We start from the raw sequence: 14,838 nt of genomic DNA on the forward strand, positions 1-14,838 counted from the left end.
TTGGCTCATCAATCGACCAGGATCAGCTCGATGCCCAGTCGCTGCAGGCCATCACGGTACTCGGCGCTGATGCCGGCGTCGGTGATGACCGCCTGCACCCGCTCCAGGCCGATGATGCGATGCAGGCTGACGCGGCCGAACTTGCTGGAGTCCGTCATCACGATGGTGCGGCGCGAACGCTCCACCATCTTGCGATTCAGGCTGGCCTCGCGCTCGCTGTGGGTGGTGATGCCGAAGTGCAGATCGAAACCGTCCACACCCAGGAACAGTTTGTCGAAGTTATAGGCCGCCAGCGAGGCCTCGGCCTGCACGCCCTGGAAGGACTGCGAGGCCTTGCGCAAGACGCCGCCGGTGATCATGACCTGCACGCCCTCGGCCTGCGCCAACTCTTCGACGATATTGAGCCCGTTGCTCATCACCGTCAGGTCCTGGGCCGTGCGCAGATAACGCGCCAGCTTGTGGGTGGTGGTGCCGGAGTCGATCAGGATGTTCTCGCCCGGCAAAACCATCTCGGCCGCGCGTGCGCCGATGCGCTCCTTCAGCGTGGGATTGAGATGGTCTTTTTCACGGATGTCCTGCTCGGGTGTGCCGCGCGGATTGAAAAATGCACCGCCGTAATTGCGCGTTAGCAAACCCTGTTGCTCAAAGTGGTCGAGGTCGTGACGAATCGTCACGGCCGACACACCCAGCAGCGGCACCAGGTCCGAGACCTGCACGCTGCCTTGCTCCATCAAGAGCTTGAGCAATTGTTCCCTGCGTTGATTGGTATTCCTCATGCTGCCCTGGTTTCCGACCTGAGCCTGCACTTTAGCCGTGATTGCCGGCGCTTTCGCTGAAGTGGCGCTCATGGTTTTCGCTCTCCGCAGGCGCGCGCATACGAGGCGATGACCCGCTCGACCTGATGCTGCAGCAGGGCTTGCGCCTGCACGGGCAGCTCGCCTCGCAGCACCGCCTCGTATTGCAGCGGCATGAACTGGCTGAGCACCGGCAGAGGAATCCCGCTGGCATCCAGATTCGCCAACAGGGTGGCCTGGGCCGCGCGCAGCTGGGGCAGGCCCCAGTAATAGCGGCAGCGGTCGCTGAGCGAGTACTGGCGCAGCAAGGCTTGCTGGGCCGGCTCGCCCGTGTAGTACTTCTGCCAGTGCTTGGGGCTGGCCAGCATGCAGCTTTCCAGCACGCCGGGCAGATTGGCGCATTGCTCGGGCGGCAAGAGCACGCGCTCGATGGCGGACAGCGCGAACAAGGCCTCGCGCAAGGCAAAGGTCAGGGCCGGCCCCACCTTGAGGATGGCGAAATGGTCGCGCACCAGCTGGCTCAGGGCGGCCTCGGTCTGGTAGTCGGTGGAATGGGCTTCAAACAGCAGGCCGCCCAGGCCCTGCTCCGCCAGCTGAGCCAGCTCACGCGCGGCCTCGGGCTGGTAATGAAAGATGCGGCTGTGGTCAAAGTCCACGCCCGGCTGCACCACCAGGGCGACGACGCGGGGCCAGGTCTTGCTCAAGGCCCGGGCTTCAAAGGCTTCTCGGTGCACGGCCACCGTGCGCTGGGCCGCGGCCACGCGGGTGACGGCGATCACATCGGGCTCGCCCACCTCGCCGCCCGGCACCGGCACCTCGGTGCCGATGACGTAAACCGGTGCGGGCCCCGTCTGGCTGCCGCGCGCATAGGCTTGCTCGGCCACCTGGCACAGCTCGGCCGAGCGGGCGGCGATCACTTCGTCCGACAGAACGGCCGGGTCGTCTGCGCAGCGCATGCTGCAGTCCAGATGGATCTTTTCGAAACCGGCATCCACATAGGCTTTGATGAGATCGCGCGCATGGCCCATGGCCTCCGCGGCGGGCAGATGCTGCCAGGCGTTCGGCCCCAGATGGTCTCCACCCAGGATGACTTGCTCAGGCGCCAAACCCACCGTGGCCGCCAGCGCCAGCACATGGGCGCGGAATTCCTGCGGCCGCATGCCGGTATAGCCGCCGAACTGATCGACCTGGTTGGAGGTGGCTTCGATCAAGACAGGGCTGCCTTGACGCTGAGCATGCTTGAGCGCGGCCAGCAAGACCTGATCATTGGCCGAGCAGACGCTGTAGATACCCAGGGCTTGGCCGGCACGGTGGGCGGCGAGTTGTTGCAGGATCCAGGACATGGCGTTCTTCGAGAATGAGTGAGATTAAGAAGGCAAGACCAGCAAGGCTGCGCCGCGCGTGCCACCCGCGTCACCAAAGCGCGGCGGCAACACTTGCGGCGGCTGAACCTGGGCAAACAAATGCGGCCGCATCGCGCCGGGTAGGCGCTGATACATCAGCGGCATTTGCGAGAGCCCGCCGCCCAGCACCAAGACCTCGGGGTCCAGCACCAGCACCAACTGGGCCAGGCCATAGCCCAGCAGATCGAAGTAGCAGTCCAGGGTGTGGCGGGCCCCGGCGTCACCGGCCTCGGCCGCAGCGGCAATGGCCGCGGGCTCGCAAATCTTGCCGGTGAAGAACTGGTGCAGACGCCGCATGCCGCTGCCCGACACATAGGTTTCCAGGCAGCCTTGCAGGCCGCAGCCGCAGGCCACCAGGGGCAGCTGGTAATGCAGGGCCAGACGGGCCGGCACGGCCATATGGCCCCACTCGCCGGCCAGGCCCTGGGCGCCGCGCAGCAAGCGCCCATCGGCGCAGAAGCCGCCGCCCGCGCCGGTGCCAAGAATGGCGCCGAACATGCTGCGCGCCTGCGCGGCCGCGCCGCCATGGGCTTCCGACAGGGCAAAGCATTGGCAGTCATTGCCAAAGGCCAGGCGGCGGTTTTGCCCGGGCAGAACCAGGCGCTTCTCAAGCAGCTCCACCACCGGCTGCTTGTGCAGACAGGGCACGTTGCTGCTGATCTGCAAGCCGGTCTGGCCGTCGCGCAGGCCGGGCAAGCCGATGCCCACGGCGCAGGCCTGCAGGCCCAGCGCGTCCTCGGCCTCCTGCACCAGCTCGGCCACCGCCTGCACAAAGGCCGACAGCTGCTGGGTCGGTGTGGCCACACGCTTGCGGAACACGGCCTCCATCGCCTGCGGCCCAGAGGCCGCCACGCGGTAGGCCACCAGCTCGATCTTGCTGCCGCCTACATCGATGCCCAGCAGGGTTTCTTGGCTCATTTCAGCTGTTCTTGAAGGGGTAGATGGTCACGCCCTGCACCACGCGATTGACGGTGCCGCCGGGGAAGGGGTTATCTGGCGTACCGCCCACCGCGACCGAGCGATGCAGCGCGTACTGCTGGGCCAGCAAGAGGCCCAGCAAGGCCTGCCAAGCATCACCACCAGCCAGCGAAGGCAGGCAGAAATCGGGCGCAGCAAAGCCTGCCTGATCGGGGCCCAGGGCCAGCACCTCACCGGCCACGCCATCGCGCCGCAGCTCGTCCAGCAGGTCTTGCTGATAACGGCGAGCATGCGCGTCACCGCTGGTGTAGAGCAGGACCAAGGTCTCGGCATTGAGCAAGGACTTGGGGCCATGGCGGAAGCCCAGCGAGGTGTCGGCAAAGGCGACGACCCGGCCGGCCGTCAGCTCCAGCAGCTTGAGCGCGCTTTCCTTGGCGATGGCGGCCATGGGGCCGTCGCCCAGGAACACCACCCGCTGGCGCTCCGACAAGGCCAGGCGCGCCAGGCGTTCGGCCGTGGCCTGCAGGACTTGCTCGCCCTGCTCGGCCAAGGCCAGCAGACGCTGCTCGCGCAGCGGCCAGGGTTCGGCGCAGAACACGGCCAGCGCGCTCAGCAGCATGGCGCTGAAACTGCTGGTCATGGCGAAGCCGCGATCGCAGCTGCCGGCGGGCATCAGCAGGTTCAAGGTGTCGGCCTGACCCTGCCCCTCGCGATACAAGGCGCCCTGCTCGTTGCAGGTGATGTTGAGAAAGCCGCAGCCGCTGACCTGCTCGCGCAGCAGCTGCACGGCGGCCAGGCTCTCGGGGCTGTTGCCGCTGCGCGCGAAGGACACCAGCAGCGTGGGCCGCTCGCGCTTGAGGTAGAGCTTGGGATGGGTCAGCAAGCTGGTGGTGGCGATGGCGCGCACCTCGCAAGGCCATGGGTGATTGACCTCGTCCGCCACTGCCTCGCCGATGAAGGCCGAGCTGCCCGCGCCGGTGAAGATGAGGAGGCTGTCGGCCGCATGCAGCCAGTGCTGCAGAAAGCCGTCGATCTCGCTCTGCCGGGCGGCCAGGCTCGCGATCAGCTCGCGCCAGAGGCGGGGCTGATGGGCGATCTCCTCGGCGGTGTGCAGGCCGCTGAGGGCCTGCCATTGCGCGAGGCTGCGGGTCAGAAGAGGAAGGCTCATGGTGGAAGGCGATGAAGAAGGAGTCAGAAACATAGGTGGGAGCAAAGCAGGTGTTCTTCTTGCAATGGATTCAGTGCTGGTCGCGACCTTGCTTGAGTTGATCCAGGGCCACGGCGATCAGCAAGATGCCGCCGCGCACCACGTATTGGTAGAAGGCATCGATATTGAGCAGGTTCATCGCGTTCTGCACCGTGCCCATGATGAGCACGCCGATCAGCATGCCGAAGATGGAGGCGCGCCCGCCCATCAGCGAGACGCCACCCAGCACGCAGGCCGAGATGACGTTGAGCTCAAAGCCCTGGGCCGCATTGGGCTGGCCGCTGGTGATGCGCGAGGCCAGGATGATGCCGGCCGCAGCCGCCACCAGGCCTTGCACCAAAAAGATGGTGACCCGCAGGCGCGCCACCGGAATGCCGGCCAGGCGGGCGGCCTCGGGGTTGCCGCCTATGGCCAAGGTGTTGCGGCCGTAGACCGTGCGATTGAGCAACAGGCCGAACACCAGCACGCACAAGCCCATGATCCACACCGGCAGGGGCACGCCGAGGAAGAACTCGCTGCCCAGGGCAAAGAAGTCATCACGAACAATGCCCACGGCCTGGCCGCCCGAGGTGATGAAGGCCAGGCCGCGCACGATCTCCATGCTGGCCAGGGTGGCGATCAAGGCGTTGATGCGCAGCTTGGCGATCAAAAGGCCGTTGACCATGCCGATCAGGGCGCCAGCGGCCAAGGCGGCCGCCACGCCGAGGGCGATGCTGTCACTGCTGTTGATGACCACGGCGCAGATCACGCCGGACAGGGCGACGGTGGAGCCGATGGAGAGGTCGAAATCGCGCGAGGCCAGGCAGAAGGTCATGGCGCAAGCCACCATGCCGATCTGCGAGACCGAGAGCGCCAGGCCGATCAGATTGGGCACGCTGAGGAAGTAGTCCACGCTCAGGCTCAGGGCGGTGAACAAGGCCAGAAAGACCAGGGTCAGGCTGTGCTCCTGCAGGCGCGCGAAGCGCGGGCCGGCCGGGGCCGCGTGGGCCCCGGGGGAGGGAGATGAAGAAGTGGTCGTCATCGCTGAAATCTGCCGTGTTTGATTTGCTTTGTTGGGAATATCAATGCCGGGCAGCGCCCTGGCCATCGGGGAAAGCCAAGTGCAGCACCGCCGCCTCGCTGGCCTCGCTGCGCGCCAACTCGCCAACGATGGCGCCCTCGCGCATCACCAGCACCCGGTCCGCCAGGCCCAGCACCTCGCTGAGTTCGCTGGAGACCATCACGACGCTGACGCCGCTCTCGGCCAGCTCTTGCAGCAGCTCGTAGATCTCGCGCTTGGCACCCACATCGATGCCGCGGGTGGGCTCGTCGATGATGAGTACCCGCAAGGCCCGCTCGGCCAGCCAGCGCGCCAGAATCACCTTCTGCTGATTGCCGCCCGAGAGGCGCTGCACCTCTTGCTGCGGCCCGGCCGTGCGTATGCCCAGCTTACGGATGAAGGCATTGGCCAGCTCGCGCTCCTGCGTCGGCGCGGTGACGAAGCCGCCCAGGTGGCCACCGTGGCGGCGGCAGCTGATATTGATGTTCTCCTCCACCGAACGGCCGGTGAGGATGCCATCTTCCTTGCGGTCCTCGGGGCATAACATCAAGCCCGCCTGGATGCAGCTTCTGATCTCGGGGCGCAAATCCTGGCCGTCCAGCCGCAAGCGGCCGGCCGTGGCGGCATCGGCGCCAAAGATGGCGCGCATCAGCTCGCTGCGGCCCGCGCCCACCAGGCCAAAAAAGCCCAGGATCTCGCCACGCCGCACGCTGAACGTGGCGGGCTGCGGCAGCTGCGCGCTGCACAAGCCCTGCACCTCCAGGCGCACAGGGCCGATCTCGCGCGGCCGCCAGCCGTAGACGTCATCGATCTCGCGCCCCACCATGGCTTGCACCAGGGCGGCACGCCCGATCTCGGCCAGGCTCTCAAACTCGGCCACCACCCGGCCATCGCGCAAGACGCTGGCGCTGTCGCAGAGGCGAAAGATTTCGTCCATGCGGTGCGAGACGTAGATGATGATCTTGCCCGCCTCGCGCAACTCGCCCACCAGGCGGAACAGCTGCTCGGCCTCGCGGTGGGAGAGCGAGCTGGTGGGTTCGTCCAGGGCGATCACTTGGGCATCGCGCAGCAAGGCCTTGCAGATCTCCACCATTTGGCGCTGGCCGGTGGACAGCTCCCGCAATTTGGCCTTCAGGTCCAAGCCAATGCCCATGGCTTGCAGGCGCTCACCCAAGTCGGCCGCCGCCCGGGCGGGCTGCACAAAACCCCAGCGGCTGGGCATGCGGCCCAGCAAGAGGTTTTCCAGCACCGTCATTTCGGGCACGTATTGCAACTCCTGGTGAATCACGGCGATGCCGCGCTCCAAGGCATCGGCGGCACTGCTCAGGCGCAAGACCTGACCCCCAAGCCGCAGCTCGCCGCCATCGGGTGCCAGATCGCCGCTGAGGATTTTCAGCAAGGTGCTTTTGCCCGCGCCGTTCTCACCCATCAGGGCGTGGACGCGGCCGGGGCGCAGCTGCAGGTCCACCCCCGCCAGCGCGCGCACGCCAGGGAAGGATTTGCTGATGCCGCGAAATTCAAGCGTATTCATGACCACGGGCTCCGCCCCAGGCTCAGAGGCCCAGACGGGCACGCACCTGCTTGAGATTGGCGCGGTCCGCCACCTCGCCGCTGGTCAGGGTCAGGAGCGCCGGGGCCTGGCCGTCCTTGATCCAGCGGTACATGGCGAGGGCCGTGTCGTAGCCATGGCGACGCGGGCTCAGCATCACGGTGGCGACGAAGCCGGTGGCTTCGGCCTTGGCGAATTCATTGGCCGCCGCCGCGCTGCCGCCAATGCCAGCGCCGATGAATTTGTCGGCGCGCAAGCCCTTGCCCTCGGCGGCTCGCACCGCACCCAAGACCAACTCGTCGTTAGGACCGAAGGCGATCCACTGCTTGAACTGGGGCTTTTGCGTCAGCACGATGGCGCTGGCGTTGAAGGCGTTCTCCACATCCGCCTTGGGGGCGGGCGCGCTGAAGATCTGCGTTGCGGGCAGGCCGGCTTGGGTGAGCACGGCCGTCGCGCCATCGGTGCGTTCCTTGGAGGTGGCCAGCTGATCGTAGGTGACGCGGATGGCGCCCACATCTTTCAGCGCCCAGCCCCGCTTCTTGATCTCGGCCAGCAAGGCCTGGCCCACCTGCTCGCCGATGGCGCGGGCCGACACGCCCACATAAGGCACTTGCGCCATCACCTGGCCGGCCCCGTTGACCAAGCGGTCATCCACCGTCAAGAGCTTGAGCCCGGCTTGGCGGGCACGCGCCACCAGGGCCGGGCCCAGCTTCACATCGGGCACGCAGACCACCAGGCCTTGAGCACGCTGGGCGGCCAGATTGTCGATGGCGGCCAGCAGGCGGTCGCCGTCCGGCGCGGCGATCTTGACCAGCTTGAAGCCATGCTCCTTGGCCGCCTGTTCGGCGAAGCGCCATTCATCCTGGAACCAGGCCTCGTCCGCCTGCTTGATCACAAAGCCGATCTTGATCTCGGGGGCGGCCTGGGCCGCCGAGGCCGTCAGGCCCAGCAACCCCGCCAGGCCGCTGGCCAGGGAAGCCGAAACCGCTGTCTTGATGAACAGGCGCCGCATCGCAAGTCTCCTCTCTAGGTGTTATGGATCTCTCATTCGATTCACAAGACCCACACCGGAAGCGCAGGGGAATGAAATGAGATCAGCGGGGGCAAGTCTAACAACACAAGATAACGAAAGACAAGAGAACTTTCGTTTATCTTTCCTTTGAGTTTTTCTCTCAGTGTTTTCACTAAATACTTTTTTGTTTGTTTCGTATGCACAATGAATTTCAGCAAAGAAAAGGCCTGACACCGGGGGTTTTGGCAGCAAACACCGGTGAATCGAAAGATACAAGTTCACAAAATCGAAAAACGAAAGATATTTCGATGGGTGAATTCAGACAAGCAGGGCCGGCGGGCGAAATTCGCGCCGCCGTGACTGAAGAGGAGCACACAAGATGAACAAGAAACACATGGCAAGCCGGCAGCGCAGACTGCGCGGCACCGTGGCCGCCCTGGCGGGCACCCTGGCCGGTACTCTGGCCATGAGTGGCGGCGCCGCCCAGGCTGCGGCCGTGGGCAATCTGCGGGAAATCAAAGCCCTGGGCGAGGCTGCCGACCAAAGGCCCCAAGACAAGCAATCGGCCACGCCCCAATGGGAGTTGCGCACCGATGCCCAGACCCTGATCCGCATCAGCTTGCTGAACAAGTCCATGTTCCGCATCTGGGCCGGCGCCAAGGGAAAACTCAGCGAGCCCGGCAACAAGGCCGCCGCCATCGTCGAGAAAGAGCCCAGCGGCTGGGTGGATCACCAGATGAGCGATGCCGGCGACCACCACCTGCTGCGCACCGAAGAATTCGCCCTGCGCATCTACAAAAAGCCCCTGCGCTTTGAGCTCTACAAGGCCGACAACCGCCAGCCCCTGTGGCAAGAGACCCTGGGCCTGGACCTGAGCGACAAGCTCAGCGTGCAGACCCTGGCCAGCGACAAGGGCGAGCGCTTCTTCGGCGGCGGCCAGCAGAACGGCGCCTTCGAGTTCAAGGGCAAGCAGTTGGAGGTGTCTTACTCCGGCGGTTGGGAAGAAGGCGACCGCCCCAGCCCCGCTCCTTTTCTGATGAGCTCGCGCGGCTGGGGCGTTTTGCGCAATAGCTGGGCCGACGGCAGCTATGACCTGCGCGATGCCCGCCAGATCACCCTGGCCCACCAGGAAGGCCGCTTCGACGCCTACTACTTCGTCGGCCCCAGCATCCGCGAAGTGCTGGCCGGCTACACCTTGCTGACCGGCCGCGCCCGCCTGCTGCCGCGCTGGGCCTATGAGTACGGCGATGCCGACTGCTACAACGACGGCGACAACATCAAGAAGCCCGGCACCGTGCCCCCGGGTTGGAGCGACGGCCCGACCGGCAAGACGCCCGACGTGATCGAGTCCGTGGCCAAGAAGTACCGCGAACACGATATGCCCGGCGGCTGGATCTTGCCCAACGACGGCTATGGCTGCGGCTACACCCAGCTGCCCGAGGTGGTGCAGGGCCTGGCCAAGTACGGCTTCAAGACCGGGCTGTGGACCGAGAACGGCGTCGACAAGATCAAGTGGGAAGTCGGCACTGCCGGCAGCCGCGCGCAAAAGCTGGACGTGGCCTGGACGGGCGCGGGCTATCAGCACTCGCTGGACGCCAACCAGGCCGCCTACCAAGGCATTCTGGACAACTCCGACTCTCGCCCCTTTTTGTGGACCGTGATGGGCTGGGCCGGCACCCAGCGTTATGCCGTCACCTGGACGGGCGACCAGAGCAGCAGCTGGGACTACATCCGCTGGCACATCCCGACCCTGATCGGCTCCGGCCTCTCGGGCCAGGCCTACGCCACCGGCGATGTGGACGCCATCTTTGGCGGCAGCCCCGAGACCTTCACCCGCGATCTGCAGTGGAAGAGCTTCACCCCGGTGCTGATGGGCATGTCCGGCTGGGCGGCACAGGCGCGCAAACATCCCTGGGCCTATGAGGAGCCCTATCGCAGCATCAACCGCAAGTATCTGAAGCTGAAGCTGCGCCTAACGCCGTATATGTACGGCCTGGCACGCGAGGCCGAGCAAAGCGGCGCGCCCCTGGTGCGCGGCCTGATGTGGGACCACCTCGGGGACGGGAACGATGCACAGGCCCTGAGCGAAGCACACAAATACCAGTTCCTGCTGGGCCGCGATCTGCTGGTGGCCCCCGTCTACCGCAGCCAGGCGGCCAGCCAGGGCTGGCGCAAGGACATTTACTTGCCCGAGGGCCTGTGGTTCGACTACTGGGACGGCCGCCAAGTGCGCGCCGGCAAGCAGGGCCAGACCCTGGATCTGCAGGTGACGCTGGACAAGCTGCCCGTGTTTGTGCGCGCCGGCGCCATCCTGCCCATGTACCCCGAGGTCTTGTTCGATGGCGAGAAGCCCAAGGATCAGCTGACCCTGGACCTCTACCCCAGCGGCAGCTCGCAAACCACGCTTTATGAGGACGACGGCAGCAGCCGCCGCTACAAAGAGGGGGAGTTCAGCCAGCAAGAGATTCGCATGCAAGCGCCCGCCCAGGGCGCGGGCGATGTGCGGGTGGAGATTGCCGGCGTGCAGGGTCGCTATGCCGGCCAGGAAGCGCGCCGCAGCTATGCCTTGCTGGTGCACAGCCGCACCCGACCACAGGCGGTGGAGCTAGGGGGTCAGGTCTTGCCTGAGTTGAAAGACGCGGCGGCATTTGCGGCGGCCGAGAGCGGCTGGTTCTTTGATGCCGACGATCGCTACGGCACCGTGCAGGTCAAGACGGCCAAGCAAGACATCCGCCAAGCCTTGTCCTTTGTGATCCGCATTGCCGCCGATGCGGTGCTGACGGAAGGGTCGGGCTTCCCCGCCGCCCCCGTGCTGGGCCGCGAGGTGCCGGTGGACAGCTTGCTGGTCGTGGCCCGCCCGGCGGAAGAGCCCGGCCACCCGCTGGAGAATGCGCTGAACGGCGGCAAGCGTGATGGCAAGCCGGAAAGCTGGTTCCGCACCAGCCGCAACCAGGCCCAGAAGACCGGGCCGCATGAATGGGTGCTGGGCCTGGGCGAGCGCCGCATGATCGATGGCATCGAGCTGGCACCGCGCAACGACAAGCACTGGAAGTACGGTCAGATCCGCGACTACGAAATCTATCTTTCCGACAATATGGGCGACTGGGGCGCGCCCGTGCATCGCGGCCGACTCAAGCTGCAAGAAGGCTTGCAAAAGATCGCCTTCAAGGCCGCGGCCGGCCGCCTCTTGCGCTTCCGCGTGCTGAGCGTGCACAAGCCCGACGAGGAGGAAGGCACGGCGGCGCAAGACCCCATGGTCACGGCCAATCAAAAAGGCGGGGAAGCGCCGGTGGCCAAGGCCTTCAACGCCTTCACACCGGCCGAGGTCCCGCCGATTGTGCTGAGCGAGTTCCGCGTGATGGAGCAGCGCCAGCCCTTGCAAGCCGAACAGCAGCAGCACTACCTCTCCGACCTGCCCGCCCTGCCCGCAGGCTTCGCCAAGGACAAGCCAGCAAGTAGCAAGGCCGAGATGCGCATGAACGGCCTGCAGTTCCGCAAAGGCCTGGGCGCCAAGCCCGGCGCCAAGCTAGCACTCAATCTGAGCGGAGGCTGGAGCCGCTTCCGCGCCGATGTGGGCATCGACGACAGCTGCCGCGGCGACAAGCGCGGCATGGAGTTCCAGGTCTGGGGCGATGGCCGCCTGCTCTACAGCAGCGGCCTGGTGCAAGCCCCGGCCGTCGTCAAACCCGAGCTCGATGTACGCGGCCTGCAGTTGCTGGAGCTGCGCAGCGTGGGCGCTGGCCCCGGCCAGACCAGCGCGGCCTGCGGCAACTGGGCCAATGCCTCGCTGCTGGGGCCCGAGGACGCTCGCGTGAGCCCCAGCAAAGCACGCTGAGGCGGGCCCGACGCTCAAGCCTTGATCCCGATTTTTCAATGAGAACCGGGCGGCGGCCCCTGCCGACCGCCCCCACCAGGAGATAGACGCGATGACGAACAAAAGACTCAACAAGCTGGCCACCCTGCTGGCGCTTGCAGGCATGGCCAGCTGGAGCCAGGCGGCCGAACCGGCCAAGCCCGGCGCCGAGACCGAGAAGCTGGACCGGGTGGAAGTCACCGGCTCCAGCATCAAGCGCATCAACGCCGAGACGGCCTCGCCGGTGCAGGTGGTGGACAGGCGGCAGATCGAAAATATGGGCGCCACCACCTTGCAACAGGTGCTGAACAATCTGCCCGCCAATATGCCGGCGCTGCAGGACTTCCGCTCCATGTTCACTGGCACCGACGGCGCCTCGCAGGCCAATCTGCGCGGCCTGGGCGCGGGCGCCACCCTGGTGCTGCTGAACGGCCGCCGCCTCTCTTTTTACGGCGCACCGGACGGCTTCCAGACCCAGTTCGTCAATATCGACAGCATCCCGGCCGCCGCCATCGAGCGCATGGAAATCCTCACCGATGGCGCCTCCGCCATCTACGGTTCGGACGCGATTGCGGGCGTGATCAACGTCATCACCAAGAAGTCTTACCAAGGCCTTGAGCTCAGCGGCAGCACCCAGAAGTCCACCCGCATCGGCGCCCTGGGCGAGCATCAAGCCTCGGCGGTGTTCGGCTTTGGTGATCTCGCGCGGGACCGTTTCAATGTCTACGGCTCGCTCAATCTCTACAAGCGCGACCCCATCTACCCCAAGGACGATTACGACAAGCGCCCCGAAGGCTTCTACATCGACAACCCGAACTACATCAAGAACTTCCGCATCAACGAGGGCAGCCAGCCCGGCCAGCTCAACCCCGGCACGCTGTTTGTCTTCGATAGCAAAAAAGTGCGCAGCTCCATGGCCGCACCGGGCTGCCAGAACGTCGTCACCACCGGCAGCAACACCAGCTGCGTGCTCAACACCCTGCCCTATCAGCTGGCCACGGTCGGCGACTCCGAACGCCTAACCGGCTTTTTGAGCGGCACGTTTGAGATCAGCCCCACGCTGCAGGCCTTTGCCCAGGCCAACTACACCCATATCAATCTGCACTCGAACAACCGCCCGCCCACCTTCAACAGTGGCTCGACCAGCAACTGGTATGCGCGCGATACCGGCAGCACGCTCAACACCTTTGTCGTGCCCTATCTCTCGCCCACCAATATCTACAACAAGCTCACGCCCGAGCTGCAGGCCAAGATGGGAGGTGCGGCCGGCCTGAGCTACACCATGTTGGACGCGCCCGGCCATATCGGTCAGCGCAATACCGATGACAACTACCGCGTGCTGGCCGGCCTGCGTGGCGGCTGGGGTGACTGGGACTTCGAGACCGCCGTCAGCGCGGCCGGTGGCCACTCGGTGCTCTACCAGACCATCAATATCAGCAAGACCGGCTTCGCCAAGGCCTTCGGCCCCTTCACCACCGACCCGGTGACCGGCCGCCAGTACATCGCCGACAAGCCGGCCTACCAGTTTGGCGTCAATAGCGAGGCCAATGCCGCCCTGCTGCGCGAAGCCTTCCCGACCTTTGACATCCAGTCCTGGACCAAGCTGCTGACCTGGGACGGCAAGCTCGAAGGCACGATCGCCACCCTGCCCGCCGGCGATGTGCGCGCCGCCTTCGGCGCCAATCTGATGCGCGAGGAGTTCTACACCCCCGGCAATGCTGCGGCCGCGGCCGGTGACATCACCCAGCAAGGCGGTTCCTGGTTCAAGGGCGAGCGCAATGTGGCGGCCTTGTTCAGCGAGGTCGTCGTGCCCATCACCAAGAGCCTGGAGCTGGACGCCGCCGCGCGCCTGGACAAATACCCCAACTTCGGCGCCAACCTCGCGCCCAAGCTGGGCCTGAAGTTCCGCGCTAGCCCCGAGCTGCTGCTGCGCGGCACTTATTCCGAAGGTTTCCGCGCGCCGAATCTGGCGGAGTCCGGCAATGGCGGCGTGTTCGCCCAGACCGCCTTGAAGGACTCGGTGCGCTGCAGCGAGACCGATGCCATCGCCAATCTGCTGAAGAAGTCGGTCACCGCCTCGGACCGCGAATCGGGCAGCCAGCTCTTCAACTCCAACTGCTCCACCGTGGTGGGCGGCCTGACCCCGCCCAACCCGAATCTAAAGCCTGAGACGGCCAAGATCAGCACCCTGGGTTTTGTGCTGCAGCCGACCAAGGACTTCGACTTCTCGGCCGACTACTTCTTCGCCTACCGCCGCAACGAGATCATCCGCGAGGACTTCACCCAGCTGTTTGACAAGGCGGTGGAGAAATACGGCCCGGCTCTGATCGGCGCGCCCAACGCAACCCGCCTGGCCATCTCCGACGCGGACCGCGCCAATATGGCCCTGGTCGCCAATATGTGCGCCAACCCGGCCAATGCGGCCGCCTGCGCAGCCGGGATACCGGGCTACACGGTGGGCAATCTGGCGGGTCTGGTCAATGCCTACTCCAACCGCGGCCGCACCCTGGTGGATGGCTTTGATATCGACGCTCAAGCGCGCTTCTCGCTGAACAGCTGGGGCCGCCTGAACCTGGGCGCCAAGGCCACCATCATGAACCGCACCAAGTACAACGCCGACGATGGCGAGGGCTGGTCGGGCAATTACATCGGCCTGCACGGCACGCCCAAGGTGACGGCCACCGTCAACGCCGATTGGACCTACGGCAATCTGGTCAGCAGCGTCTTCGTCAACTACACCGGCTCGCGCCAGTGGAAGGACTATCCGAGCGATGAGAGCTACACCGCGCAGGCCTGCGAGGACAAGGGCGGCGCGCTCTCGCCCGCCCAGTGCGTGGCCGGTGCGCCCTCCTACACCACGGTCAATCTGGCCTTCAACTGGACGCCGGTCAAAGACCTGCGCCTGGGCCTGAACATCATCAATCTCTTCGGCACCCAGCCCTATTACGACCCCAATGGCTGGGAAGGTTATGACCACCGCTACAACATCTACGGCCGGATGTTGAACCTGTCGGCCAGCTACAAGTTCTGGTAAGCCGTAAGCCCCTTGTGCCCAGTGCATGA

Annotated in this window: 10 protein-coding genes; 3 read left to right on the forward strand and 7 right to left on the reverse strand. The window is 65.6% G+C overall.

Features of this window, described 5'->3' with window-relative positions; genetic code table 11:
- Positions 1-8 precede the first annotated feature (8 nt).
- The 7 genes from agaR to DBR47_RS08010 all read right to left on the reverse strand — a co-directional run bounded on the left by agaR (position 9) and on the right by DBR47_RS08010 (position 7,922).
- Entirely contained in the window at positions 9-776 is a 768-nt protein-coding gene (gene agaR / locus DBR47_RS07980) for a transcriptional repressor AgaR (RefSeq protein WP_124448749.1), read from the reverse strand.
- A gap of 68 nt (positions 777-844) precedes the next feature.
- The gene (locus DBR47_RS07985; RefSeq protein ID WP_124448751.1) at positions 845-2,137 is read right to left on the reverse strand and encodes a D-tagatose-bisphosphate aldolase, class II, non-catalytic subunit; all 1,293 of its coding nucleotides are present in this window, start codon (positions 2,135-2,137) and stop codon (positions 845-847) included.
- A 24-nt stretch (positions 2,138-2,161) separates the two neighbouring features.
- Complete coding sequence (locus tag DBR47_RS07990) at positions 2,162-3,115, reverse strand: ROK family protein (RefSeq protein WP_124448753.1); 954 nt, start codon at positions 3,113-3,115, stop codon at positions 2,162-2,164.
- A gap of 1 nt (position 3,116) precedes the next feature.
- A complete protein-coding gene (locus tag DBR47_RS07995) occupies positions 3,117-4,283 on the reverse strand; it encodes an SIS domain-containing protein (RefSeq protein WP_124448755.1) in 1,167 nt (388 codons plus the stop codon).
- A 70-nt stretch (positions 4,284-4,353) separates the two neighbouring features.
- Positions 4,354-5,343 carry an L-arabinose ABC transporter permease AraH gene (gene araH, locus DBR47_RS08000; RefSeq protein WP_124448757.1) on the reverse strand — a complete coding sequence of 330 codons (990 nt, stop codon included), beginning with the start codon at positions 5,341-5,343 and terminating at the stop codon, positions 4,354-4,356.
- Positions 5,344-5,383: 40 nt separating this feature from the next.
- Entirely contained in the window at positions 5,384-6,892 is a 1,509-nt protein-coding gene (araG, locus tag DBR47_RS08005) for an L-arabinose ABC transporter ATP-binding protein AraG (protein WP_124448759.1), read from the reverse strand.
- 22 nt (positions 6,893-6,914) lie between these two features.
- Positions 6,915-7,922 (reverse strand): substrate-binding domain-containing protein, encoded by a 1,008-nt coding sequence (locus DBR47_RS08010; protein WP_124448761.1) that lies wholly within the window; start codon positions 7,920-7,922, stop codon positions 6,915-6,917.
- Positions 7,923-8,110: 188 nt separating this feature from the next.
- Here DBR47_RS08010 and DBR47_RS08015 point away from each other — a divergent pair, with 188 nt between their 5' ends.
- The 3 genes from DBR47_RS08015 to DBR47_RS08025 all read left to right on the forward strand — a co-directional run bounded on the left by DBR47_RS08015 (position 8,111) and on the right by DBR47_RS08025 (position 14,809).
- Complete coding sequence (locus tag DBR47_RS08015; protein WP_124448763.1) at positions 8,111-8,305, forward strand: hypothetical protein; 195 nt, start codon at positions 8,111-8,113, stop codon at positions 8,303-8,305.
- Entirely contained in the window at positions 8,302-11,757 is a 3,456-nt protein-coding gene (locus tag DBR47_RS08020; protein WP_231512196.1) for a TIM-barrel domain-containing protein, read from the forward strand. The genes DBR47_RS08015 and DBR47_RS08020 overlap by 4 nt, the downstream gene beginning before the upstream one ends.
- 91 nt (positions 11,758-11,848) lie before the next feature.
- Positions 11,849-14,809 (forward strand): TonB-dependent siderophore receptor, encoded by a 2,961-nt coding sequence (locus DBR47_RS08025; RefSeq protein ID WP_124448765.1) that lies wholly within the window; start codon positions 11,849-11,851, stop codon positions 14,807-14,809.
- The last annotated feature ends 29 nt before the right edge of the window (positions 14,810-14,838 follow it).

The sequence above is a fragment of the Paucibacter sp. KBW04 genome (assembly GCF_003852425.1).
GTDB lineage: Bacteria > Pseudomonadota > Gammaproteobacteria > Burkholderiales > Burkholderiaceae_C > Paucibacter_A.

Bases quoted from the DNA above. Each gene is read 5' to 3' on its own strand.
- agaR (WP_124448749.1), bottom strand. From the start codon at position 776: ATGAGGAATACCAATCAACGCAGGGAACAATTGCTCAAGCTCTTGATG.
- DBR47_RS07985 (WP_124448751.1), bottom strand. From the start codon at position 2,137: ATGTCCTGGATCCTGCAACAACTCGCCGCCCACCGTGCCGGCCAAGCC.
- DBR47_RS07990 (WP_124448753.1), bottom strand. From the start codon at position 3,115: ATGAGCCAAGAAACCCTGCTGGGCATCGATGTAGGCGGCAGCAAGATC.
- DBR47_RS07995 (WP_124448755.1), bottom strand. From the start codon at position 4,283: ATGAGCCTTCCTCTTCTGACCCGCAGCCTCGCGCAATGGCAGGCCCTC.
- araH (WP_124448757.1), bottom strand. From the start codon at position 5,343: ATGACGACCACTTCTTCATCTCCCTCCCCCGGGGCCCACGCGGCCCCG.
- araG (WP_124448759.1), bottom strand. From the start codon at position 6,892: ATGAATACGCTTGAATTTCGCGGCATCAGCAAATCCTTCCCTGGCGTG.
- DBR47_RS08010 (WP_124448761.1), bottom strand. From the start codon at position 7,922: ATGCGGCGCCTGTTCATCAAGACAGCGGTTTCGGCTTCCCTGGCCAGC.
- DBR47_RS08020 (WP_231512196.1), top strand. From the start codon at position 8,302: ATGAACAAGAAACACATGGCAAGCCGGCAGCGCAGACTGCGCGGCACC.
- DBR47_RS08025 (WP_124448765.1), top strand. From the start codon at position 11,849: ATGACGAACAAAAGACTCAACAAGCTGGCCACCCTGCTGGCGCTTGCA.